Origin of the sequence: Polynucleobacter sp. JS-Polo-80-F4 (genome assembly GCF_018881965.1) — a bacterium.
Taxonomy (GTDB): Bacteria; Pseudomonadota; Gammaproteobacteria; order Burkholderiales; family Burkholderiaceae; genus Polynucleobacter.
This window is the reverse complement of the sequence record NZ_JACVPI010000001.1, coordinates 1,229,740-1,252,433: the sequence shown is the minus strand read 5'-3', so window position 1 is coordinate 1,252,433 and position 22,694 is coordinate 1,229,740. Positions and strand designations below refer to the sequence as shown.

General features: G+C 46.2%; 24 protein-coding genes, 2 tRNA genes and 1 pseudogene. 14 read left to right on the top strand and 13 right to left on the bottom strand.

The window, feature by feature from the left end:
* Positions 1-49 precede the first annotated feature (49 nt).
* From ICN20_RS06495 to ICN20_RS06445, 11 genes and pseudogenes are all read left to right on the top strand, one after another.
* A complete protein-coding gene (locus ICN20_RS06495) occupies positions 50-427 on the top strand; it encodes an Mth938-like domain-containing protein (protein WP_216238922.1) in 378 nt (125 codons plus the stop codon).
* Complete coding sequence (locus tag ICN20_RS06490; RefSeq protein WP_216238920.1) at positions 427-2,118, top strand: glycosyltransferase family 39 protein; 1,692 nt, start codon at positions 427-429, stop codon at positions 2,116-2,118. Before ICN20_RS06495 ends, ICN20_RS06490 begins: the two co-directional genes overlap by 1 nt.
* Positions 2,119-2,142: 24 nt before the next feature.
* Positions 2,143-3,309, top strand: coding sequence for a DegT/DnrJ/EryC1/StrS aminotransferase family protein (locus tag ICN20_RS06485; RefSeq protein WP_216238918.1), 1,167 nt, complete (start codon positions 2,143-2,145; stop codon positions 3,307-3,309).
* A 41-nt stretch (positions 3,310-3,350) separates the two neighbouring features.
* Positions 3,351-4,313 (top strand): glycosyltransferase, encoded by a 963-nt coding sequence (locus ICN20_RS06480; protein ID WP_216238916.1) that lies wholly within the window; start codon positions 3,351-3,353, stop codon positions 4,311-4,313.
* Positions 4,314-5,183: a formyltransferase gene (locus tag ICN20_RS06475; RefSeq protein ID WP_216238915.1), complete on the top strand. Its 870-nt coding sequence runs from the start codon at positions 4,314-4,316 to the stop codon at positions 5,181-5,183. It begins immediately after the preceding gene.
* A gap of 59 nt (positions 5,184-5,242) precedes the next feature.
* Positions 5,243-6,289, top strand: a complete 1,047-nt coding sequence (locus ICN20_RS06470; RefSeq protein WP_216238914.1) for a bifunctional UDP-4-keto-pentose/UDP-xylose synthase — start codon at positions 5,243-5,245, stop codon at positions 6,287-6,289.
* 22 nt (positions 6,290-6,311) lie between these two features.
* Complete coding sequence (locus ICN20_RS06465; protein WP_216238913.1) at positions 6,312-7,229, top strand: polysaccharide deacetylase family protein; 918 nt, start codon at positions 6,312-6,314, stop codon at positions 7,227-7,229.
* Between the two features lie 37 nt (positions 7,230-7,266).
* The gene (locus ICN20_RS06460) at positions 7,267-7,734 is read left to right on the top strand and encodes a peroxiredoxin (RefSeq protein WP_216238912.1); all 468 of its coding nucleotides are present in this window, start codon (positions 7,267-7,269) and stop codon (positions 7,732-7,734) included.
* Between the two features lie 232 nt (positions 7,735-7,966).
* Positions 7,967-9,637 carry a PhoH family protein gene (locus tag ICN20_RS06455; RefSeq protein WP_216238911.1) on the top strand — a complete coding sequence of 557 codons (1,671 nt, stop codon included), beginning with the start codon at positions 7,967-7,969 and terminating at the stop codon, positions 9,635-9,637.
* Between the two features lie 124 nt (positions 9,638-9,761).
* A pseudogene (locus ICN20_RS06450) lies at positions 9,762-10,145 on the top strand (C40 family peptidase); the annotation flags it as partial.
* A gap of 115 nt (positions 10,146-10,260) precedes the next feature.
* Positions 10,261-10,527, top strand: coding sequence for a hypothetical protein (locus tag ICN20_RS06445; protein WP_216238908.1), 267 nt, complete (start codon positions 10,261-10,263; stop codon positions 10,525-10,527).
* 108 nt (positions 10,528-10,635) lie between these two features.
* Here the strand turns inward: ICN20_RS06445 and dnaB are convergent, their stop codons facing one another.
* From dnaB to ICN20_RS06415, 6 genes are all read right to left on the bottom strand, one after another.
* Positions 10,636-12,075: a replicative DNA helicase gene (gene dnaB / locus ICN20_RS06440; RefSeq protein WP_370623405.1), complete on the bottom strand. Its 1,440-nt coding sequence runs from the start codon at positions 12,073-12,075 to the stop codon at positions 10,636-10,638.
* 24 nt (positions 12,076-12,099) lie between these two features.
* The gene (gene rplI / locus ICN20_RS06435) at positions 12,100-12,552 is read right to left on the bottom strand and encodes a 50S ribosomal protein L9 (protein ID WP_216238907.1); all 453 of its coding nucleotides are present in this window, start codon (positions 12,550-12,552) and stop codon (positions 12,100-12,102) included.
* A gap of 13 nt (positions 12,553-12,565) precedes the next feature.
* Positions 12,566-12,838 (bottom strand): 30S ribosomal protein S18, encoded by a 273-nt coding sequence (gene rpsR / locus ICN20_RS06430; protein WP_011902267.1) that lies wholly within the window; start codon positions 12,836-12,838, stop codon positions 12,566-12,568.
* Between the two features lie 13 nt (positions 12,839-12,851).
* Positions 12,852-13,145, bottom strand: coding sequence for a primosomal replication protein N (priB, locus tag ICN20_RS06425; RefSeq protein WP_216238906.1), 294 nt, complete (start codon positions 13,143-13,145; stop codon positions 12,852-12,854).
* Between the two features lie 59 nt (positions 13,146-13,204).
* The gene (rpsF, locus tag ICN20_RS06420) at positions 13,205-13,579 is read right to left on the bottom strand and encodes a 30S ribosomal protein S6 (protein ID WP_215361101.1); all 375 of its coding nucleotides are present in this window, start codon (positions 13,577-13,579) and stop codon (positions 13,205-13,207) included.
* A gap of 134 nt (positions 13,580-13,713) precedes the next feature.
* Positions 13,714-14,790: an asparaginase gene (locus ICN20_RS06415; protein WP_216238902.1), complete on the bottom strand. Its 1,077-nt coding sequence runs from the start codon at positions 14,788-14,790 to the stop codon at positions 13,714-13,716.
* Positions 14,791-14,849: 59 nt separating this feature from the next.
* On the opposite strand from ICN20_RS06415, the gene lexA reads away from it, so the two are divergent.
* A complete protein-coding gene (gene lexA, locus ICN20_RS06410; protein WP_216238901.1) occupies positions 14,850-15,569 on the top strand; it encodes a transcriptional repressor LexA in 720 nt (239 codons plus the stop codon).
* 69 nt (positions 15,570-15,638) lie between these two features.
* Here lexA and ICN20_RS06405 read toward each other — a convergent pair whose 3' ends face one another.
* From ICN20_RS06405 to uvrC, 5 genes are all read right to left on the bottom strand, one after another.
* The gene (locus ICN20_RS06405) at positions 15,639-16,100 is read right to left on the bottom strand and encodes a hypothetical protein (RefSeq protein ID WP_216238900.1); all 462 of its coding nucleotides are present in this window, start codon (positions 16,098-16,100) and stop codon (positions 15,639-15,641) included.
* Between the two features lie 93 nt (positions 16,101-16,193).
* A tRNA-Cys gene (locus tag ICN20_RS06400) sits at positions 16,194-16,267 on the bottom strand.
* 49 nt (positions 16,268-16,316) lie between these two features.
* Positions 16,317-16,392: transfer RNA gene (locus ICN20_RS06395), tRNA-Gly, on the bottom strand.
* A 116-nt stretch (positions 16,393-16,508) separates the two neighbouring features.
* The gene (pgsA, locus tag ICN20_RS06390) at positions 16,509-17,084 is read right to left on the bottom strand and encodes a CDP-diacylglycerol--glycerol-3-phosphate 3-phosphatidyltransferase (RefSeq protein ID WP_216151773.1); all 576 of its coding nucleotides are present in this window, start codon (positions 17,082-17,084) and stop codon (positions 16,509-16,511) included.
* A 33-nt stretch (positions 17,085-17,117) separates the two neighbouring features.
* Entirely contained in the window at positions 17,118-19,028 is a 1,911-nt protein-coding gene (gene uvrC, locus ICN20_RS06385; protein ID WP_216238896.1) for an excinuclease ABC subunit UvrC, read from the bottom strand.
* Here uvrC and earP point away from each other — a divergent pair.
* Together earP and efp are read left to right on the top strand one after the other, a co-directional pair.
* On the top strand, positions 19,027-20,097 hold the full coding sequence (earP, locus tag ICN20_RS06380) for an elongation factor P maturation arginine rhamnosyltransferase EarP (protein ID WP_216238895.1): 1,071 nt from the start codon (positions 19,027-19,029) through the stop codon (positions 20,095-20,097). The two genes, uvrC and earP, sit on opposite strands and share 2 nt — an antisense overlap.
* 87 nt (positions 20,098-20,184) lie before the next feature.
* Positions 20,185-20,745 carry an elongation factor P gene (gene efp / locus ICN20_RS06375; protein WP_072583128.1) on the top strand — a complete coding sequence of 187 codons (561 nt, stop codon included), beginning with the start codon at positions 20,185-20,187 and terminating at the stop codon, positions 20,743-20,745.
* Between the two features lie 87 nt (positions 20,746-20,832).
* Here efp and ICN20_RS06370 read toward each other — a convergent pair whose 3' ends face one another.
* Together ICN20_RS06370 and nagZ are read right to left on the bottom strand one after the other, a co-directional pair.
* Positions 20,833-21,570: a carbonic anhydrase gene (locus ICN20_RS06370; protein ID WP_216238894.1), complete on the bottom strand. Its 738-nt coding sequence runs from the start codon at positions 21,568-21,570 to the stop codon at positions 20,833-20,835.
* 24 nt (positions 21,571-21,594) lie between these two features.
* Complete coding sequence (nagZ, locus tag ICN20_RS06365) at positions 21,595-22,668, bottom strand: beta-N-acetylhexosaminidase (RefSeq protein WP_216238891.1); 1,074 nt, start codon at positions 22,666-22,668, stop codon at positions 21,595-21,597.
* Between the last annotated feature and the right edge of the window lie 26 nt (positions 22,669-22,694).

The following is a 22,694-nucleotide window of genomic DNA, read 5'->3' as shown; positions in this document are numbered from 1 at the left end:
GAGAAAAAACAGCTAGCTATAATCCACATAATTATGACAGAGAGTCCACTTGAAGCTTCAATCTGACCCCCACTCCGGCGCGAATACGATCACTGGCTACGGCGATGGCTACGTAGAGATTAATAAGACCCCCTACGCCCATGCGGTACTACTGAGTTCGGATGGCGCCATCACCGATTGGTCTGCCCAGACTTTCGACAGTCTGGAGGCTGGCCATTTCGCCCAAATGGTTGATTTAAAACCAGAATTAGTCCTGATTGGGACCGGTAGCCGCCAGCGATTTCCTAAACCAGAGCTTCTAAAAGCCCTGATTTCCGCCAAAATTGGCTTCGAAATCATGGATTCCCAGGCTGCCTGCCGCACCTACAACATCCTAGTTGGCGAGGGTCGCCAGGTCTTACTAGCCCTGATTGTGGAACCTATTTAATGCAATTTGGCCAAATTCGGCAGTCTTCAGCCCTGCATCCAGGCAAGATTTTGCTGTTGGCCATCATTTACGCCCTACTCTGGTTTGGCACACTTAACTATCGCCACCTTATTCCTTCGGATGAAGGGCGCTATGCAGAAATCGCCCGAGAAATGTTGGTTACTGGTGACTGGATTACTCCTCGTTATAACGGCTACAAGTATTTTGAAAAGCCGCCACTACAAGCATGGGCAACCGCAGCTACTTTTCAAGTCTTTGGTATTGGCGATTGGCAAGCAAGATTGTGGACCGCATTAACCGGCTTCCTGACAATTCTTTTAGTTGGATTTACTGGCGCTCGAATTTATACCGCCAGAGCAGGATGGTTAGCAGCAGTTGTATTAGCTTCAAGCCCGATGTGGATTATCAGTGGCCACCTCAATTCCTTGGACATGGGTCTATCTGCTTTTTTAGTAGCTGCGCTATGCAGTCTGCTATTGGCACAAACTTCTCACAATAAAAATAGCTGTCGAAATTGGATGTGGGCTTGCTGGACTTTCATGGCACTTGCCACCTTGTCCAAGGGTGTCATTGGCGCAGCGATTCCTGCAATGGTTTTCATTGCGTACTCCATCAGTACATGGGATTGGAAAATCTGGACTCGCTTACGTTTATTTAGTGGAACTGTTTTGTTCTTGGCAATCACTGCACCCTGGTTTGTATTAGTCGCACAACGCAATCCCGAGTTCTTAGAGTTTTTCTTCATTCATGAGCATCTGCAACGCTTCACACAAGATGCGCATAGCAGAACAGGCCCCATTTACTACTTCGTGCCACTTCTGCTGATTGGCCTGCTGCCATGGGTACTACAAATCCCTGGAGCCCTTGCACAAGCGTGGAGCGAGCGCCGTCGCGAGTTTTCTGCTGGCTGGTTATTGGTATGTTGGTTTGTCGTGATCTTTGCGTTCTTTAGCGTGTCTCGCTCAAAGTTGCCTGGCTACATCATCCCCGTATTCCCTGCTCTTGCTTTGATTATCGGCAATCGATTAGATCGCTTGCTCAGCCATACCAATACGATGGCATTGCCATGGAAATTACAAGCACTTGGATTTGCAATCCTCGGCCTCGTTGGATTTTTATTTTTAGATGCTATCGGCAAACAAGCAAGGCCTGATGAAATTGAAGCGTATGCACAATATACCCATTGGGTGATTGCTGCATTGGTAGCGCTAGTGAGTTTTAGCGCTTATGCTGCATGGCAAAGCAAACGCAATGGTATTCAAAGTATTGTGGGATTTGCTTGTGGATTTTTTCTGTGCGCCATCATCGCTGGAACAGGTCACGAGACTTTAGGTCGCGCGGTTTCTGGAATTGATCTTGTAGAGCGCGTAAAAAGTTCTATTCCCGAGAAAGTCAATTTCTACTCAGTGCGCCTCCTCGATCATACTGTGCCATTCTATTTGGGCAGAACCATGATCATGGTGGAGTCTCCTGACGAACTTGAATTTGGAGTTAAGCAAGAGCCAGAGCTTTGGATGCCAACCTTAGACGCCTTCATTACCCGCTGGCAAGAAGATCAAACGGCCTACGCCTTAATGGTTCCAGAGCAATTTGATGCGCTAAAAGCTACAAACCTCCCTATGCAAGAAGTCGATCGCGACTCTCGTAGAGTGATTGTGAAACATCCAGATGCATCCAATCTGACACAGTGACGCGGTAAAGTAATATAAGACACCATGTCAAATTCTGATTCCGCATTCATCCCCTTTACACGCCCCAGCTTTAATCAAGAAACAATTGATGCTGTTTCGGAAGTGCTGCGCTCAGGCTGGGTGACATCCGGTCCAAAGTTGGCGGAGTTTGAAGCCACCCTAAGCAAATACTTTGGCGATCGTCCAGTGCGTTGCTTTGCAAATGGCACCGCTACCATGAAGATTGCTTTGCAGGTAGCAGGCATTGGCCCTGGCGATGAAGTCATTACCACTCCGATTTCTTGGGTTGCAACTTCGAATGTCGTCTTAAGTGTGGGTGCAAAACCCGTATTTGTCGATATAGATCCAGTTACACGCAACATTGATTTGAATAAAGTGGCTGCTGCAATCACATCAAGAACACGCGCGATCATGCCAGTCTACTTAGCTGGTCTGCCGGTGAATATGGAACAGCTTTACTCCATTGCCAAGCAACACAATCTTCGCGTGATTGAAGATGCTGCACAAGCCTTTGGCTCACTGTGGCAAGGCAAGAAGATTGGTAGCTTTGGCGACCTGGTGAGCTTTAGCTTTCAGGCCAACAAGAATCTCACCACCGTTGAGGGTGGCTGCCTTGTACTCAACAACACTGATGAAGCAAAACTTGCCGAGAAGTTCCGCCTTCAGGGATTAACCCGTCAAGGCATGGACGGTATGGATGTTGATGTATTGGGTGGCAAAGATAACTTGACTGATGTGAACGCAGCCATTGGTCTCGAACAACTGAAGCAGCTCCCCTCTTATCAAGTGCGTCGCGCTGCACTTGCTCGCCAATACTTTGATGTCATCCGCGCTGAATTGAAATCTGCCGGCTTGGAAAGTTTGCAATTAGAGCTTCCAGTGGAAAACTTTACCGATAGCAACTGGCACATGTTTCAAGTCATTTTGCCGCTTGAGCAATTAAATACCGATCGCGCCCAAATCATGGCCGAGTTAAAAGATTTGGGCATTGGTACTGGCGTTCATTACCCCGCCATTACCGGCTTCACGCTTTACAAAAACCAAGGTTACAAAACATCTGACACACCCATTGCCGAACGCATTGGTCGATCCATCCTTACCCTCCCCCTGTTTCCTGCAATGGCAGATGAAGATATTGGCCGTATAGCCAAGGGATTGGTCGGAATTTTGCAGAAATACCGCAAAAACTAGTGTTCTTGGGTTAATCCCAGAGAATCAGGCAAAATTGCGGGATGACTGCAAACTTAGTTGCCAACCCAACACTCAGCATTGTTATTCCCGTTTACAACGAGGAAGATGGTCTTCAGGCTCTATTTGATCGCCTCTATCCAGCATTAGATGCACTGGCTACCAAGCGCAAAATCACTTACGAGATCGTATTTGTTAACGATGGCAGCAAAGATCGTTCTGCTGGCATTCTTTCTAAGCAAGTTGAATTACGTCCTGATGTCACCCGCGCTGTTTTATTTCACAGCAACTTTGGCCAACATATGGCGATCATGGCCGGATTTGAATATGCCAAAGGTGAACATATCATCACTTTGGATGCGGACCTACAAAATCCCCCCGAAGAAATCGATACTTTGACTGGAGAGTTATTAAAAGGTCATGATTACGTTGGCACTATTCGCGCCGATCGTCGCGATAGTTTCTTTAGAAAATTTGCTTCACGCGCCATGAATCGTTTGCGTGAAAACATTACCCGCATCACGATGACCGATCAAGGTTGTATGTTGCGCGGCTATAGTCGCCGCATTGTTGATCTGGTTCGTCAATGTGATGAGAGCAATACTTTTATTCCAGCACTGGCTTATACCTTTTCCGCAAATCCAGTGGAGATCACTGTTAAGCATGAAGAGCGTTTTGCTGGTGAATCCAAATACAGTCTATATCAATTGATTCGTCTGAACTTTGATTTAGTGACTGGATTTTCTGTCATGCCCCTGCAGATCTTCTCAATTCTCGGCATGCTTCTCTCCCTTGCTGCTGGCAGCTTGTTTGTCTACCTACTAGTGCGCCGCTTTGTTCTAGGCGCTGAGGTTGAGGGTGTTTTCACCCTCTTCGCTTTGACCTTCTTCCTCATTGGCGTGATGCTCTTTGGACTTGGTCTTTTAGGCGAATATATTGGTCGTATCTATCAGCAAATACGTAAGCGGCCTCGCTATGTTGTGCAAACCGTTTTAGAGAAAAAATAATTGCACGCAGTCGTCTTTGCCTATCACGATGTAGGTGTTAATTGCCTCAAGGCACTTCTCAATGCTGGTCTAAAGATTGACTTAGTAGTTACGCACGAAGATGATCCCAATGAGAATGTTTGGTTTGGGAGCGTTGCAAAACTTTGCCAAGAAAAGAATATTTCTTACGTCACTCCAAATGCGACCGAGCTGGTGGATTTAATTCCAAAACTCCAAGCTTTAAATCCTGACTATATTTTTTCTTTCTACTATCGCTTCATGATTCCAGAGCAGATTTTGCAATGCGCAAAAATTGCCGCACTGAATATGCATGGCTCGCTTCTTCCTAAGTACCGTGGACGTGCGCCAGTCAATTGGGCCATCCTGCATGGCGAAACTGAGACTGGCGCAACCTTGCATGTGATGGAAGCCAAACCAGATGCAGGCGATATTGTTGGGCAGGTAGCCGTGAGCATCGGTCCAGATGAGACTGCTACCGATGTCTTTGGCAAAGTAAGCCAGGCCGCTGTGAGTGTTATCGATCAAGCCTTACCCAGCCTTTTAAAAGGACTTGTTCCCCGCAAGGCGAATGAGCTCCAAAAAGGCAGTTATTTTGGCGGTCGTAAGCCTGCCGACGGGCAAATTCACTGGAATCAGACGGCTAAACAGGTCCACGACCTAGTTAGGGCGGTTGCACCCCCTTATCCAGGGGCTTTTACCACCCATGATGGCAAGACCTTGATTGTGGCCCGTACCAGCCTAAAAGGGCCTTTTCCAGCCGAGCTCAATCTTGGGGTTTGCGGTATCCAAGTGGTTGATAATCGGGTATTCGGCATTTGTGGCGACCATCAAGCAGTGGAAGTATTGGAGTGGTTTCCAGCTAGCAATTAAGAAGTAATTGAGTGGCAACTAAGTAACAACTCTTATTAGATTAAAACGAGGCAGTAAAGATGAAAAAAGTACTCATTCTTGGTGTTAACGGCTTTATTGGTCACCACCTTTCCAAGCGCATTCTCGAGACAACCGACTGGGATGTCTACGGCATGGATATGCAAAACGATCGCCTTGGTGACTTAGTAAATCATCCGCGCATGCACTTCTTCGAAGGTGATATCACAATCAACAAAGAATGGGTTGAATATCACATCCGCAAATGCGATGTCATCTTGCCTTTAGTTGCGATTGCAACCCCTGCAACTTATGTACAGCAACCACTAAAAGTATTTGAACTCGACTTCGAAGCCAACCTCCCCATCGTGCGCTCAGCAGTCAAATACAAGAAACATTTAGTGTTCCCATCAACTTCCGAAGTCTATGGAATGTGTGAAGATGCTGAATTTGATCCCGCTAAATCGAATATGGTTTACGGCCCAATTAATAAACCGCGCTGGATCTATGCTTGCTCCAAGCAATTGATGGACCGCGTGATCTGGGGCTATGGCATGGAAGGCTTACGCTTTACCCTCTTCCGCCCATTTAACTGGATTGGCCCTGGTCTAGATAGCATCTATACGCCAAAAGAAGGCTCATCCCGTGTTGTGACTCAGTTCTTAGGTCATATCGTTCGTGGCGAATCCATCAACGTTGTTGACGGTGGCGCCCAGAAACGTGCCTTTACTTATGTTGATGATGGCATCGACGCTTTGATGCGCATCATCGACAACAAAGATGGTGTTGCTAACGGCAAGATCTATAACATTGGTAATCCAAAGAACAATCACTCTATTCGTGAGCTAGCCAATCAGATGTTAGAAATTGCTCGTAGCATTCCTGAATATGCAAAGACTGCTAATGAAGTGAAGATTGTGGAAACCACTTCTGGCGCTTACTATGGTGAAGGCTACCAAGACGTTCAAAACCGTGTTCCCGCAATTGACAATACGATGAGCGAATTAGGCTGGAAGCCAACTACAACGATGACCGATGCGCTCAAGAATATTTTCGAAGCCTATCGTGAAGATGTTGAAAAAGCTCGCACCTTAGTTGATAAAGAATAAGTAAAAGTAAACCCAAAGGTACATGGCTAAGATAGCTCTCAAGGTTGATGTAGATACCTTACGCGGCACTAAAGAAGGCGTCCCTAACCTAGCTCGCACTCTGGAGCGTTTTGGTCTTAAAGCCACCTTCCTGTTTAGTCTTGGGCCTGACCATACCGGCTGGGCCTTAAAGCGCGTCTTTCGTCCAGGCTTTCTAAAAAAGGTAAGTCGCACTTCTGTTGTCGAGCACTACGGCATTAAGACGTTGCTTTACGGCGTCCTTCTGCCCGGTCCAGACATTGGCAAGAAAGCAGCTGCAGAAATGCGCGCAATTGATAAAGCAGGTCATGAGACGGGTATTCATACTTGGGATCACGTAGCCTGGCAAGATGCCGTTCGCAATCAAGATGCCTCTTGGACAAAAGCGATGATGCAAAAAAGCTGGGATCGTTTCGTAGAGATTTTCGGTCATACACCAGTCACTTATGGTGCAGCAGGATGGCAGATGAATGAGGTTGCCTTTGAGCAACTCGATCAGTGGGGTATTACCTATTCATCCGATGGTAGGGCCGAACCCAATCTCATACCCTATCGACTTGCTTTGTCATCAGGAAAAGCGAAGCACGTTCAGTACCCAACCACACTCCCTACCTTTGATGAACTCATTGGCATCGATGGCGCAGATGAATTTGGCGCAGTTAAAAAATTATTAGAAATCACCCAAAGCAATCCAAATGACCAAGTCTTCACGCTACATGCTGAACTAGAGGGTCAAAAGCTATTGCCTGCCTTTGAGCAGCTATTGGCTGGATGGCTAAATCAAGGTCACGACCTTGTCACTATGGGTGAACTTCACAAATCCTGGGAAGCCACCAAGCAACTCGATAAAATAGCCGTATTACCGCTAAGCTGGGGTGAAATTCCCAATCGCAGCGGTGATTTGATTATTCAAAATAACTAATTTAGTAAAACTTAGAGACACATAACAAAGGATCATCATGACAGTAGCCATTGGTCAACCTATGCCACAGTGCGCGATTCCAGCAACCTCTGGATTAACGTTTTCACCATCATCTGCTAAAGGCAAAAAACTGGTTCTGTATTTTTATCCAAAGGATATGACTCCAGGTTGCACTGCTGAGTCAGGTGAATTTAGAGACAATATTGAAGCATTCACTAAAGCCAATACTCTAGTGGTGGGAGTTTCTCGGGATAGCCTCAAATCACATGACAATTTCCGCAGCAAACTAGAGCTTCCTTTTGAATTGGTTGCAGACACTGAAGAAACGCTTTGCCAGATCTTTGGCGTCATGAAGATGAAGAATATGTACGGCAAACAAGTCCGCGGTGTTGAGCGCAGCACCTTCTTGTTTGACTCCTCTGGCAAGCTGGCAAAAGAGTGGCGTGGCCTCAAGGTTCCAGGTCATGTGACAGAGGTATTACAAGCGGCTCAAGCCACTAAATAATTTTTACAACAATTTGATCTGAGGTGCTTGCAAACCCCAAATTTTGGGGTAAAGTGATTCATATGCACCGTAAACGACGGGAAAGTCTGACAATCCGTTTGAATCAAAAACCTGAATATCTCAGATCAGGCTTGGAGAGCAACCCCCGCCGTTTTTTAGATATCATTTCAACTAGTTTCGTAATAAACCGTCAACGCACTCCGCTTGGCGGTTTTTTCTTTTAGGAGAGCCCATGCCACTGCCCCCAATCCCCACTCAAATTGCTGATCAAGTGAAGCTCAGTCGCAAAGATACTCCCGACTTAAAGAAACGTCCTGCTCAAGCAAAACCAGTGGTAGTGGAAGCTGTTGATTGGACCAATGATGCAGAGGAAGATTTATCTGCAGCAGAAGTGGCTCTTGAAAAAATTAAGGCGGATCATCGCCCTGTTCATCATCAGCGTAATGAGCGCAACGAGAACAAAGCAGCTGCGCCAGCGAAACCTAAACGGATTATTCGCACCGGACCTCCTAGCTTGTTCGTACTCGATACCAACGTATTGATGCATGATCCAAGCTCTTTATTCCGCTTCTCTGAGCACGACCTTTACTTGCCGATGACCACTCTTGAGGAACTGGACAATCACAAGAAAGGTATGACTGAGGTAGCCCGCAACGCCCGTACCGTCAGCAGATCCTTAGATCAACTGATTGCTGGCACTAGCGGCACTCTAGATGAAGGCATCCCCCTGAATAAGCTTGGTAACCAGGATGTAACTGGTCGCCTCTTCTTCCAAACCAAATTCTCTACACAAGCATTGCCTGAAGGCTTACCCGAAGGTAAGGGTGACAACATGATTTTGGCTGTAGTGAGTGAGCTGCAAAAAACTCGCAAAGGTCAAGAAGTCGTATTGGTATCCAAAGATATCAATATGCGCATTAAAGCCCGCGCACTAGGTTTGCCTGCTGAAGACTACTTCAATGATCAGGTCTTAGAAGATCGTGACCTAATGTATGCCGGTGTGATGTCATTGCCAGCAGATTTTTGGCCGAAGCATGGCAAGGATATGGAAAGCTGGGCTGACTCTAAATCTGGCACGATGTTCTATCGAGTCACCGGACCGACTGTACAAAGCATGTTGGTCAACCAGTTTGTCTATCAAGAAAATCCGGATGGCTCTACACCCTTCTACGCACAGGTGAAAGAGATTAATGGCAAGACCGCTCTACTGCAAACATTGAGAGACTTCTCTCATCAGAAAAATAATGTCTGGAGCGTGACAGCGCGTAATCGTGAGCAAAACTTCGCCATGAACTTACTCATGAACCCAGACGTCGATTTTGTGACCCTACTAGGCCAAGCTGGTACCGGTAAAACCTTGCTAGCTTTGGCTGCTGGTCTTGAACAGGTACTGGATAGCAAACGCTATAACGAAATCATTATTACTCGTGCCACTGTGCCAGTTGGCGAAGATATCGGCTTCCTACCAGGTACCGAAGAAGAGAAAATGCAGCCTTGGATGGGTGCGTTTGACGACAACCTCGAAGTGTTGCAACGTAATGAGGATGGCGGTGCCGGTGAATGGGGTCGTGCCGCGACTCAAGAGTTGATTCGTTCACGCATTAAGGTAAAGAGCATGAACTTTATGCGCGGCAGAACGTTTGTCAGCAAATTTGTCATCATTGATGAAGCACAAAATCTCACACCTAAACAAATGAAGACCTTGGTGACTCGTGCAGGTCCTGGAACCAAAATTGTTTGCTTAGGTAATATTGCTCAGATTGATACTCCTTACTTAACCGAAGGATCGTCTGGTCTAACCTACGTGGTGGATCGCTTCAAAGGCTGGCGTCATGGTGGTCATGTGACTTTGGCACGCGGCGAGCGTTCACGTCTTGCGGATCATGCTGCTGACGCACTCTAAGCAATCCCTCTCATGCCGCACTCTCCTGGGGTGCGGCATTTTTATTTGTAGCTTACTCATCCTAAGCGGATGCGGCACATTCAGCGGTAAGCCAAACACTGCAAAAGTTTCTCAATTCAAACAAGATACGAGTGTTGGTACTGAGGATATTTCTATAGCAGCGGTTGGCTTGGTAGATGCTCCTTACCGATATGGTGGCAATACCCCCAAAGGCGGTTTTGATTGCAGCGGACTGATTGTGTATGTCTATAACAAAGCGGCAGGGATCAAACTACCACGCACCATTCAATTGATGAGTACTAAGGGTGTAAGTATTGAAGGTCAACCTCCGGCTCCAGGAGACTTGGTGTTCTTCAACACCACTGGAGAAAAATACTCTCATGCTGGAATCTATGTGGGGCAAGGCAGATTTGTACACGCGCCTAGCGCTGGTGGAACTGTGCGCCTCGATTACATCACTACGCCATATTGGGCCGCTAAATTTACTGAAGCACGCCGTATAGTGCCCTGATATTGCCTACTTTATGGTGAATAGCACTTTCCCTATGTTTCCAAATACTTAAATTTTGATTACAGTACTTATAAGTAGCCTATTAACTGAAATACTCACAACTGGAGTTGCCATGAAAAAAATCATCATCGCTTTAAGTATTGCACTGAGTTTTGCAGTTCCAACATACGCCTTTGCTGACCAAGCAGCTTGTGAAGCTAAAGCAGTAAGCAAAGAAGGTAAACCACTCTATGGTGCTGCTAAAGATGCATCCATTAAGAAATGTATGGGTGATGCAAAGCCGAATGATTGTGAAGCTAAAGCGGTAAGCAAAGAAGGTAAACCACTCTATGGCGCAGCTAAGGCCGCTTCCATCAAGAAATGTGAAGGCGCAAAATAAGGTTAGTTATTTAATCTATTTTGATCAGACCAATTTTCTGCATTAAAAAAGCCTCACACTGTGAGGCTTTTTCTTTGACTGTTTATTTGTGTCTGTTTATTTTTTTGCTTAGAACGGCTCATAACCACCAGACGAATAACCAACAGAGCCCATCGCCAAGTTATCAAACTTAGTATATGGACCTTGCCAGCTTACCCGAATAGTTCCAATTGGGCCATTACGCTGCTTGCCGATGATGATCTCAGCTATACCTTTATCAGTAGTGGTATCTGGGTGATACACCTCATCACGATAGATGAACATAATTAAGTCGGCATCTTGCTCGATAGCGCCTGACTCACGCAAGTCCGACATGATCGGACGCTTATTAGGGCGTTGCTCAAGACCACGATTTAACTGGGAGAGCGCAACTACTGGGCACTGCAATTCTTTTGCGAGTGATTTGAGTGAGCGGGAGATTTCTGAAATCTCAGTTGCACGATTCTCAGAACCAGAGCCGCTCATCAACTGCAAGTAATCAATCACCACTAATCCGAGCGTGCCACCAAAGTTTCTGGCGATACGACGTGCACGAGCACGCAACTCTAAGCTGGATAAAGAGCCAGTCTCATCAATCAAAATTTGGGTATTGCTTAAACGCGCAATAGCATCAGTAACACGTGGCCACTCATCGTCTTGTAGCTTACCGGTACGCATGCGACTTTGATCAACGCGCCCTACTGAACCTAATAAACGTGCGGCTAATTGCTCACCCGACATCTCCATCGAAAATATAACTACCGGCAAACCTTCGGCTAAAGCTACGTTTTCAGCAATGTTCAACGCCATCGCCGTTTTTCCCATCGACGGTCTTCCGGCAATAATCACCAAATCGCCTTTTTGCAGACCGCTAGTTTGCTTATCTAAATCAATAAAGCCTGTGGCAATACCGGTAATGTCACTACCGCCTTGGCGGTTATAGAGCTCATCAATACGGGCAACCACCGCTTTGAGCAAAGGCTCAATCTCAAGATAGTCAGCCTTACGACTACCCTCTTCACCAATCTGAAGAATGCGTGATTCAGCTTCATCCAACAAGGTTCTGACTGTGCGGCCCTCTGGAACAAATGCAGAATTCACAATGCTGTCGGACACTTCGATCAAGCGACGTAAAATACTGCGGTCACGAACAATATCGGCATAGCCTTTAATGTTTGCCGCACTTGGTGTGTTTTGCGCTAATGAATTTAGGTAATCAATACCAACTAAGTCACCACCCTGTTCAGACTTAATTGCATCATGAACAGTAATAACGTCAGCGGGATGATTGTCGCCAACCAAACGAGCAATTGCTTTGTAGATCAAAGCATGTTCGGGGCGATAGAAATCTTTATCGTTTAATACTCCACCCAGGTTATCCCAAGAAGAGTTATCGATCAGTAGACCGCCGAGCAAAGATTGCTCGGCTTCTACAGAATGCGGCGGGACTTTTAAAGCCTGCACGACTGGATCCCCAGAACCCATCATGCCGGGATTCAGCGTAACGGAACGTGAACGGGATTCAGCCATGTGGCTTATTTACAGTGCTAAAACTTAAGCTTGCTCGCCAACAACACGAATAGTGATGTCTGCAACTACGTCGGTATGAACAGCAACCGCTACAGGATGATCACCAACCATTTTCAATGGGCCAGTAGGCATGCGAACTGAAGACTTCTCAATGATGAAGCCTTTAGCTTTCAAAGCATCGGCGATGTCATGGTTGGTTACAGAACCAAACAAACGACCATCAACGCCCGCTTTTTGACCAATTTCAAGAACCAAGTCTTTGAGCTTGATACCAACTGCTTCAGCGGCAGCCAATTTCTCAGCAGCCAATTTTTCCAACTCAGCACGGCGAACTGCAAAGTCAGCAATTGCTGCCTCAGTTGCACGACGCGCTTTGCGTTGTGGGATTAAAAAGTTACGAGCGAAACCGTCTTTAACGCGAACTACGTCGCCAAGGTTGCCCAGGTTAGTTACTTTTTCTAAAAGAATGATTTGCATTGAGGGCTCCCAATTATTTCTTATGTTGATCGGAGAATGGCAATAAAGCCAAGTAACGAGCACGCTTGATAGCAGTGTCTAATTGACGCTGATACTTAGCTTTTGTGCCTGTCAAACGAGCAGGAGTGATCTTGGCGTTTTCGCCAATGAAGTCCTTCAATGTGTCTACATCTTTGTAATCAATCTGTTCTACGCCAGCAACAGTAAAACGGCAATAACGCTTACGCTTGAACAATGGGTTCTGAGCTGGTTTCTTTTTGAAATCGGGTTTCTTTCCAAACGCCATGATGATTTCCTCTTTAATTTTTCAATTGAATATGGGTAATATGGAAAACAAGTCTTTGATTACGTAGAGTCTTGGGTGCTAAGAATCCCTCAAACACTGCCTCAGTACCTAAATCCATTCGCTCTAAATCCTTTTGTACCGGACCTATCGTGATGGCTTCAACGTTCATCTGAATTTTCCTTGCCACTCCTACCTCGTTTGCTTGGCCGCTATGTTCTAGCTGGCAATGCATCACCGGTATTCCTGCTGGTGTAAATCGAATCGCGTCTTTAGATACCAAGATTGCAGTTAGGGTGAAATGATTCAACGCCGCTCCGCTTCTCTGATACGTTTTCTAGTCTGTGTATTCCTCTTCAAATTTCTAACTTAGGCTGCCGCTACAGGAGCGTCGGCTTGAGCTGATTTACGCGCTTCTTCACGTTGCACTTCTTTCATCATGATAGAAGGCTCTGTTTCAGCTTTCTTAGTCTTGATAATGAGGTGACGCAAAACAGCATCGTTAAATTTGAACGCATGCTCGAGCTCTTCCAGAGTTTTCTGGTCGCACTCAATGTTCATGCAAACGTAATGGGCTTTAGCAAGCTTGTCGATCATGTAAGCCATCTGACGACGACCCCAGTCTTCCATACGATGAATTTTGCCGCCCGCAGCTGCTAATGTAGCTTTGTAACGATCGATCATCGCTGGCACTTGCTCGCTTTGGTCCGGATGGACGATAAAGACGATTTCATAATGACGCATCTAACACTCCTTAAGGATTAAGTCACCTGGGCGTCTTGCTGAGTTCTGATGGTTGTGAACTCAGCGCCAGTGTGACAAGGTAGTAACAAATTGTAGGTACTGCTTACAACACTTTTACAGCCGCTTTTCAGCGCTTACCGAATAACAGGCAAGACCGCTATTCTAGCAAAAAAATCCTGCCAAGTCAGGGATTTACCTGCAGCTTGAGCTTGTTTTTCCGCATTCAAAGACAATTGGAGTGCAATTCTGGCCCTTGGGGCAGTAAGACTGCCTGAGGCCAAGCATCCAGAGATGTCCTTTTCAGGCAAATCTGGCAGTGTTTCGCCTGCACCAGTTCGCGTGGTTCTTACCAATGCAATGCCATGCTTTACAGCGGCAACCAAGGAATCTTTCCATGCATCATGAAAGCCTCCCATGCCAGAGCCCGCAAGGACTAAGCCCTTTACTTTGGAGCCCAACCAATGGGTAATCGTCTCTGAGCGAGCGCCCGCATGGCTTGTCAATATCTCTACCCAAGGCCATTCACCCTCTTTAGGAATAGGCAGATCTTCAGCCCAAAGAGCATGAACCGCCTTTACGCCCGAGAGCCAGGATGGATTAATTAGCCCGGCTGAGCTACTCGGAGATGCTTGAATGGGTGCATTCAGGGCACTTCCATGGCGTTTTGCTAGATCCATGGCTAAACAAGCTCTGCCATCCATAACGGAGTAGATACCACCGGGGCAGTTATCAATAGGAGTGGAGGCCCAACGAATGGCATCAAGCAAGTTGGAGGGGCCATCTGCCTTAGGCGCGTTTGCTGGCAACATGGCGCCAGTCAAGATGACTCTTTTGCCTAAATTTTGGGCATTTTTTCCGCAAGTCAGCTGCAAAAAGATCCCCGATTCTTCAATTGTGTCAGTTCCGTGAGTGACCACTACCCCTTTAACCAACGTATTTGCTAGAGCCTCTCTCACTGTTTCACCCAAAAGCGTCAGCAAGGGCTCTGTGAGGTTGCGACTATTGATGTTGGCAACCTGCCTTGACACTAGCTTAATTCCCTCTGGCACAGCGGATTGAATATGGGCAAGCAAAGAGGCAACTTCGACCTGACCAGCTTCATACTTCATGGGATTCTCATCTGGGCTTGATGCTAAACCAGCAATCGTGCCACCCATACCCAAAACCAGGATATGGGGTGAATTTTCAGGAGTGTCTTGTAGTGAGCTCATACCCCATTATCCCCCTTAAATAGCTTGATCTATCAAATACTGCTGTATACAATCCCAGTATGGACATAAACACAGTCGATTTTCCGGAGGAGCTGACTGCCCTCCCCAAGCTCACTCCACGCCAGAATGAGATTTTGGAGTTGATCACTAAAGCCATCGATGAGAGCGGCCTCCCGCCCACTCGTGCTGAGATTGCTACACAGTTAGGCTTTGCTTCTGCCAACGCAGCTGAAGAGCATCTTCGTGCGCTAGCGAAAAAAGGTTACATAGAATTAACGCCAGGAACTTCACGTGGCATTCGTATTCCACAACGATTTAATCAATCGCACAACAGCAATAAATATCGTCAGCTGTCTTTACCGTCTGGCGCATTACAACAACTGACATTGCCACTAATCGGAAGAGTTGCCGCTGGCTCTCCAATCATGGCAGTAGAGCATATTGAAAAACATGTTCCGATTGATCCAAGTTTATTTAGCAAAGGTGCTGATTACTTACTGAAAGTAAAAGGCATGAGCATGCGTGATGCTGGAATTTTGGACGGCGATTATTTAGCTGTTAGAAAAACGACTGAGGTTCGCAATGGCGATATTGTTGTAGCTCGCCTGGATGATGAAGTCACCGTAAAACGCTGGCAGCAAAAGAAAACTGCGAACGGCATGGTTATTGAATTGCAAGCAGAAAATCCAGACTTCAAAAATATTTTGGTAGATGATCGTCAGCCCAACTTTGCAGTTGAAGGGCAGGCTGTTGGCTTAATCAGGGCTGAAGGGCTATAAGTTAGAGCCCATAAAGCAAAAGGCCTCTTGTTAGAGGCCTTTTTTATTTACTGCAGTTGCTTAACTGAATTACTTGCGAACTGGGGCAATCACATTCGCATTTTTCGGTGATGAGGTAATGACGATGACTGACTTTGGCCCACCGAGTGATCCATCGACTATTTCAATCGTTGCAGTTCTATCACCCTTTGTAAAAACCAAAATACTGGTTTTTGCTTTCACTGCGGTCACTATTGTCCAGCCACTTTTTGGATATTCAGATTGGAAAAATGCGTAAACATCAGTGGCGCCTTGCAATGCATTTACAACAGCTCTGCCAACCCATTCATTCCCACGACCAATGATGATTGAATCAGTGCCATTCAACCGCGCACCTTGTGGCAACAACATATCTCCCAATAACTGTGATTGGACTTCCTGAACCTCTTGAGGTGATCCAGAAGGAGAATCGCCTGAGCTAGCGCACCCACTGATGAGCACCGCAATCAATAATGCAAGAGCGCTAACTTTGAGAGTTTGAATTGTGATCATGTGTTCTTTAATTGATTGAGGTAGTTGACGCTTTTAACTGATGATAGTTAAAAGTATTTTAGGTGAAGCACCCAATTCGTCAAGACAAATTACTGGAGGCGCGTGAGGGAATCGAACCCCCGTACGAAGCTTTGCAGGCTCCTGCCTAACCACTCGGCCAACGCGCCATACTCTTGAATCAAAAATGGGAAGCTTTTGAGGGCTTCCCATCGAACTTGGAGCGGGAAAGGAGGTTCGAACTCCCGACCTATACCTTGGCAAGGTATCGCTCTACCAGCTGAGCTATTCCCGCATAACAGGGCAGTAGTTTAACAAACAATCGCCAAGAAAGCATTATTCCTTGTAAAACCTTAGATGCAAGGGAATTGAAAAACCCTAAAAGTCTTATCTGGCTGGGCTTTATGACACTTAGTCGATTTTTCCAGCGAGCTGAGGCAAAGCCTTTTTCATGTAATAGAACATCGACCAAAGCGTTAAAAATGAGGCAATCCAAATTAACCAGGTACCCACTTGCGCGCAATTTAGCCAGCCAAATAAGGTGTCATTCAGCAACAAAAACGGAATAGCTACTAACTGAGCAGTCGTTTTGAGTTTGCCAACCATGTGCACTGCCACACTTTTTCCAGCGCCTAACAAGGCCATCCATTCGCGTAGAGCGGAGATCGTAATTTCCCGACCAATAATGATGAGTGCCACCCAAACCTGAACGCGATCCATGTTTAAGAGCACCAATAAAGCAGCAGCAACAATGAGTTTGTCTGCGACAGGGTCTAAAAACTGACCAAATGCGGATTCTTGTTTTAAACGACGTGCTAAGAAGCCATCCAACCAATCGGTAATCGCTGCAGAAATAAAAATGATTGCCGCAATCAGATTCTTCTCAAACGGGGTAAGCCAAGAATTCGGAAGATAAAACACCGCCACTAAGAGTGGAATCGCTGCAACACGCAACCAGGTTAAGGCGATGGGAAGATTAAATGGCATTGGATAAGCATAAACCAAGAACGGTTAATACGCCTAGTGAAGCTGGCGATAGATCTGCTCTGCGAGCGTTAAAGAGACACCTTCGACGCTGGCAATCTCCTCAATGCTGGCATTAGCAACCCCTTTTAGACCACCAAAACGAGCGAGTAACTTTTGACGACGTTTAGCGCCAATGCCCTCGATCTCCTCTAAACGAGAAATCGTCCTCGCCTTAGCGCGCTTAGCTCGCATGCCTGTAATAGCAAAGCGATGCGCTTCATCTCTTATCTGGGCTACCAATAGCAAGGCTGCACTATCAATACCCAATTCCAACGGTTCGCGTCCATCCGCAAAAATGAGCGTCTCCAACCCAACCTTGCGGCCTTCGCCCTTAGCCACACCCACAATCAAACCAATGTCCATGCCAAATTCAGATAAGACCTGACGAGCCATCTCTACCTGGCCTTTACCACCATCAATCAAAATCACTTGAGGAATTTTTTCTATTGGTAGCTCTTGAAAATTAGCATAACGTCTCTGCAAGACTTGACGCATTGCTGCGTAATCATCACCGGGCGTAATGTCATTAATATTGAAACGTCGATACTCACTCGATTGCATCGCATTTTTGGTGTAGACCACGCAAGACGCTTGAGTTGCTTCGCCAGAAGTATGGCTAATATCAAAACACTCAATACGTAACTGCTCAAGACTTTCTAATTCAAGACTCAACAAATCAGCTAATGCACGCGCTCTTGCTAACTGCCCACCCGTCTCTACTAGGCGCTTTGTCAAAGCAATCTTCGCATTACCTTCTGCCATTGCAAGCCAATGACGTCTTTGCCCTTGAGGCTGATGTAAGAAAGTAATTTTCCTTCCAGCTTGTGCGTTGAGTAATTCATGCAAATCTTCGGGTGGCGATTCATTCAACTGGGTAAGATCATCGCTTGCTGACTGCAAGGCGTGATTTAAAACCAATACTGGCGGTATTAAGTTGGCAGCAGTCTCATCCGCATGCTCTTCCAAATAATGCTGAGTGATAAAGGCTTCTAGTATTTCTGCTGGGGAAGGCAGCTCACCGGAGGTAGAGCGTAATCCTTTGGGGAAATAAGCTCTATCACCTAAGTGACGCCCACCACGTATCATCGCCAAATTAACGCAAACCATACCCTCCATTTGCTCTACAGCGATAACATCCACGTCACCCTCACCTTCAGCAACGGTATCCATGGACTGCTGTTGCAAGACGCTAGATAGGTCTGCGATCCGATCACGTAATACCGCTGCCATCTCAAATTCCATCGCCTCACTATGCTTATGCATTTCTCTTTCAAGCTCGGATAACACTTGGCTGTGATCACCTTTTAAAAATCGAGTAGCTTGAGCGACGTCTTGCCCATACTGTTCAACACTCAAGCGGCCGACACAAGGGGCGCTACAACGATGAATCTGATGCAAAAGGCAGGGCCGACTACGATTCTTGAATACAGAATCCTCACATGTCCTCAGACGAAACACCTTCTGCAAGATCTGCACTGAGTTACGAACTGCCCAGCTATTCGGAAATGGCCCAAAGTAGTGATTGCGCTTATCTACTTTTCCTCGATATGAGGATAACCTGGGAAACTGATGCCCTGTTAACATCACATAGGGATAAGACTTGTCATCACGAAACAGAATATTGAACGGTGGCGCCAACTCTTTAATGAGATTGTTCTCTAGAATGAGGGCTTCAGTTTCAGTCCGTGTTACCGTTGTCTCATAGCGAGCAATTTTGCCCACCATCAGCTCGATACGCGGTGATAACTGGGTGCGCTGGAAATAACTAGAAACACGCTTTTTAAGGTTACGAGCTTTGCCTACATACAGAATATGTCCCGCTTCATCAAAAAAGCGATACACCCCCGGCAATCCGGGTAGCCGTTTAACATCCTGCTGAAGGGTTTCGAAAAGCGAATTACTCATGCGTTGGGATATTTTCTGTCAAATCGTCGATAACTATGGTGATGCTGGTGTTTGCTGGCGTCTAGCCCGAAGCTTATCAAGCATTCATGGGCAAGAGGTCCGTATTTTTTGCGATGATCTGCCAACCCTTAATTTACTCGCATCAGGAGTGGATCTATCGATTAAGCAAAAAATTGATCTACAACCATGGGAGGCTAGCCATGCTAACGCCCGCCATCCAGTACAAATGCCTGACGTAGTGGTTGAAGCATTTGGCTGCGACTTACCAGAACGCTATCTTGCAGGCCTATTTATTGCCCCTATTAAACCCATCATCATGAACTTGGAATACCTAAGCGCAGAGCCCTGGGTGATGGATTTTCATGGCAAGGCGTCACCTCAGTCACACGGCATTCCGAAGTATTTCTTCTTTCCCGGCTTTCAGGATGAAGTGGGTGGGCTATTGCTCGACCCCATACCAGTAGAAGGCCAGCTCGTTAAAAAGCAAATCCCCAAAGATCTCAAAACTACCTGGTCTCTCTTACGACCAGGCGCTCAGCGGATCAGTGTTTTCTGTTACCCAGGAGCACCACTCAAAAAATGGCTAGCTGACTTAGGGCGCCTTGGCGAAGATATTGATGTCCTGCTGGCACACGGTCACGCCGAACAATTAAATCTTTACGGCGAGCAACCCATCGTACTGCCGAAAAATCTGCAATTACTTTCCATGCCATTCGTGTCTCAGGATGAATACGATTGGGTGCTTTCACAATGCGACTTCAATATTGTGCGCGGTGAAGACTCTTTTGTGCGAGCGCAGCTCGCTGGTAAGCCATTTATTTGGCATATCTATCCGCAAGAGGATCGCGCCCATGAAGTGAAATTAGCCGCCTTTCTAGATCTATATCTAGAGCAAGCCAGCCAAGAATTAAGGCTAGCTACGATTGCCGCCATGACCTGGGCGATGCCCAGCGAATGGTTTAAAGACCTAAACAGCTGGAATACGCATGCGAAGGCCTGGCGTAAGCATTTACTTGAAAAACAAGCGGATGGTGGCTTGCCAGCGCGTTTAATCCGCTTTGTCACCTAATCCCAAGCAATAAAGGCTTGCGGGCGGTTACAATCTTGTTTTTGATAAAAACCGCAGAAAAATAGCTCTGCCCCCAGGAATAGCAAGATGAAAACAGCACAAGAACTCCGCGTTGGTAACGTAGTCATGATTGGTACTGATGCCCAAGTCGTTTTAAAGGCAGAATATAGCCGCTCTGGCCGCAACTCCTCTGTTGTGAAAATGAAATTTAAGAATTTGTTAACTGGCGCGCCTAACGAAGGCGTTTACAAAGCAGATGACAAGTTTGATGTTGTGATTCTCGATAAGAAAGAATGTACTTACTCTTACTTCGCAGATCCAATGTATGTGTTTATGGATACTGAATACAACCAGTACGAAGTTGAAGCTGAGTTCATGGGTGATGCATTGAACTACCTCGAAGAAAGCATGCCATGCGAAGTGGTGTTCTACGAAGGTAAAGCCCTTTCTGTTGCAATGCCTAACTCACTGGTTCGTGAAATTATTTACACAGAGCCAGCAGTTAAGGGTGATACCAGCTCAGGCAAGGTATTGAAGAACGCAAAATTGGCCACTGGCTATGAATTGCAAGTTCCTTTGTTCTGCAATACTGGTGACAAGATCGAGATCGATACTCGCACCGGTGAATACCGTAGCCGCGCTAACTAATTAGCTAACTACAGATGTTAAAAAGCCCGGCATGCCGGGCTTTTTTATTACCACTTCTTTACGAGCAACTCAATTAACTAACTTGCATTAATTAGTTTCGGTTACTTTGCGACCGTTCAACGGGAATGTTGGACGTGCATTCATTGGATAGAGTTTCTTAAACTGCTCCAACTGGGACTTGGACATTTCCATTGGGGTCTTGAGAATGTAAAAAGTCACGCCCTCACTACATGGAGGAGTTGTTAAGGATCCTGCATAGCTATAGTAGGCAAGGGATTTAGGTAGCAGGCTAGCTGGATCTAACTTACCCTTCAAGGCTGCTTTACCTTCTTTACTCGGCATCTGAGCAAAGACATCTTTTAGAGCCGCATTCTCAGCGCCCTCTTTAAAGAAAACGCCAATTACCGCCAGTTTCCCATCAGCACTTTTATGTACTAAATGCGCATTAAATGGAAAGGATTGACCATCCACCTTTTCTTCGCCTGGAGCATGAAAGTGCATTTGCAAAAATTGGTAATCCACACCCGATAGATTTGCACCACCAGCATCAGATAGCGCGACCTGAATCGTGTGACCATTATTAATAACATCGCCAGAAGAAGCTTTGTAATTAGTCTTAATTGCTGCTGTTACTTTTGCAGCAGACTTGGCGGGGATATCAATCGGAGCCTGCTGTTGACCTAACTTACAGGTCGCAAATTCTTGGCTGAGATTACCCCAGTTATCAGGGCCATCTTTTCCTTGATAACCCCAGGCCGTATCTCCAGCACTAAACGCAAGCGTAGATGTCGTTAATAAAGACAATGCAAATACAGTTTTCTTCATATTTCGTCTCCAAATAAATTATTGTTAAATTAAGTTCAACTGCTCTAGCAAGCCTTTAGCATGCTGATACTCCGCCTCATTTTGTAATTCTTTCCAACTTAATGCAAGCGCAGTGGGCATTAACTTATTTAAACGCGCTTTTGACGCTTCTAGCTTGGTTTTAGACACCTTTAGCTTACTTAATAGCTGGTCTGCAAGGTCTGGGCGATTACAAATGAGTACCGCATCGCAACCAGCTTCTAGCGCCATTTCTGCACCCTTCACTACTGATCCTGCAACACTTGCACCTTCCATAGATAGATCGTCACTAAAGATCACCCCTTCAAAACCCAATTCTTGACGCAGAATGGAGTGAAGCCAAATCTTAGAAAATCCCGCTGGATTCTTATCTACCTCTGGATAAATCACGTGTGCCGGCATCACAGAAGCCAAGCTTAGATCTAACCACTCATACGGCTTGGCATCATCATTCAAGATTTCTTTTAAAGGACGCTCATCTACCGGAATGGCCACGTGAGAATCAGCCTCAGCCCAACCATGTCCTGGAAAGTGTTTGCCACAATTGGCCATACCAGCAAGACGTAAACCCTCATTCAGACTTTTTGCCAAAGCAAAAACGATTTGTGGATCGCGGCTAAAAGATCGATCGCCAATCACGCCACTTCGGCCAAAATCTAAATCGAGCACTGGGGTAAAACTGAAGTCAACTCCACAAGCACGCAGTTCAGTAGCAAGCACATATCCGCAAGCTGTTGCAGCAGCCATCGCTATAGCAGCAGACTCTGCAGCATGAGTTGATTTATTTTTGGCACTCCACAATTGACCTAACTGACGCATTGCTGGAAGATGGGTAAAGCCATCAGTCTTAGCGCGTTGAACGCGACCGCCCTCATGATCAATAGATATCAGGACATCAGGGCGCAGTGCCTTAATGGCAGCCGTTAATTTGGTAAGTTGCTGACGATTGGCAAAGTTTCGGCCAAATAAAATCACACCCCCAGTCAGAGGATGCAGGATGCGACGACGATCCTCGGGGGTTAATTCCAGACCGACTACATCTAAGGTGATTGGGCCCGGTGCCATGGTTGACTTACTCATTTTTTCCTCTATTTCAACTATTTTTT

Coding starts and splice junctions, on each gene's coding strand:
- rpsR (WP_011902267.1), bottom strand. CDS start 12,838: ATGGCGTTTGGAAAGAAACCCGATTTCAAAAAGAAACCAGCTCAGAAC.
- ICN20_RS06485 (WP_216238918.1), top strand. CDS start 2,143: ATGTCAAATTCTGATTCCGCATTCATCCCCTTTACACGCCCCAGCTTT.
- ICN20_RS06445 (WP_216238908.1), top strand. CDS start 10,261: ATGAAAAAAATCATCATCGCTTTAAGTATTGCACTGAGTTTTGCAGTT.
- lexA (WP_216238901.1), top strand. CDS start 14,850: ATGGACATAAACACAGTCGATTTTCCGGAGGAGCTGACTGCCCTCCCC.
- rpsF (WP_215361101.1), bottom strand. CDS start 13,579: ATGCGTCATTATGAAATCGTCTTTATCGTCCATCCGGACCAAAGCGAG.
- ICN20_RS06465 (WP_216238913.1), top strand. CDS start 6,312: ATGGCTAAGATAGCTCTCAAGGTTGATGTAGATACCTTACGCGGCACT.
- ICN20_RS06455 (WP_216238911.1), top strand. CDS start 7,967: ATGCCACTGCCCCCAATCCCCACTCAAATTGCTGATCAAGTGAAGCTC.
- dnaB (WP_370623405.1), bottom strand. CDS start 12,075: ATGGCTGAATCCCGTTCACGTTCCGTTACGCTGAATCCCGGCATGATG.
- ICN20_RS06405 (WP_216238900.1), bottom strand. CDS start 16,100: ATGATCACAATTCAAACTCTCAAAGTTAGCGCTCTTGCATTATTGATT.
- uvrC (WP_216238896.1), bottom strand. CDS start 19,028: ATGAGTAATTCGCTTTTCGAAACCCTTCAGCAGGATGTTAAACGGCTA.
- ICN20_RS06480 (WP_216238916.1), top strand. CDS start 3,351: ATGACTGCAAACTTAGTTGCCAACCCAACACTCAGCATTGTTATTCCC.
- ICN20_RS06460 (WP_216238912.1), top strand. CDS start 7,267: ATGACAGTAGCCATTGGTCAACCTATGCCACAGTGCGCGATTCCAGCA.
- nagZ (WP_216238891.1), bottom strand. CDS start 22,668: ATGAGTAAGTCAACCATGGCACCGGGCCCAATCACCTTAGATGTAGTC.
- pgsA (WP_216151773.1), bottom strand. CDS start 17,084: ATGCCATTTAATCTTCCCATCGCCTTAACCTGGTTGCGTGTTGCAGCG.
- ICN20_RS06490 (WP_216238920.1), top strand. CDS start 427: ATGCAATTTGGCCAAATTCGGCAGTCTTCAGCCCTGCATCCAGGCAAG.
- ICN20_RS06415 (WP_216238902.1), bottom strand. CDS start 14,790: ATGAGCTCACTACAAGACACTCCTGAAAATTCACCCCATATCCTGGTT.
- efp (WP_072583128.1), top strand. CDS start 20,185: ATGAAAACAGCACAAGAACTCCGCGTTGGTAACGTAGTCATGATTGGT.
- ICN20_RS06470 (WP_216238914.1), top strand. CDS start 5,243: ATGAAAAAAGTACTCATTCTTGGTGTTAACGGCTTTATTGGTCACCAC.
- rplI (WP_216238907.1), bottom strand. CDS start 12,552: ATGCAAATCATTCTTTTAGAAAAAGTAACTAACCTGGGCAACCTTGGC.
- ICN20_RS06370 (WP_216238894.1), bottom strand. CDS start 21,570: ATGAAGAAAACTGTATTTGCATTGTCTTTATTAACGACATCTACGCTT.
- earP (WP_216238895.1), top strand. CDS start 19,027: ATGCGTTGGGATATTTTCTGTCAAATCGTCGATAACTATGGTGATGCT.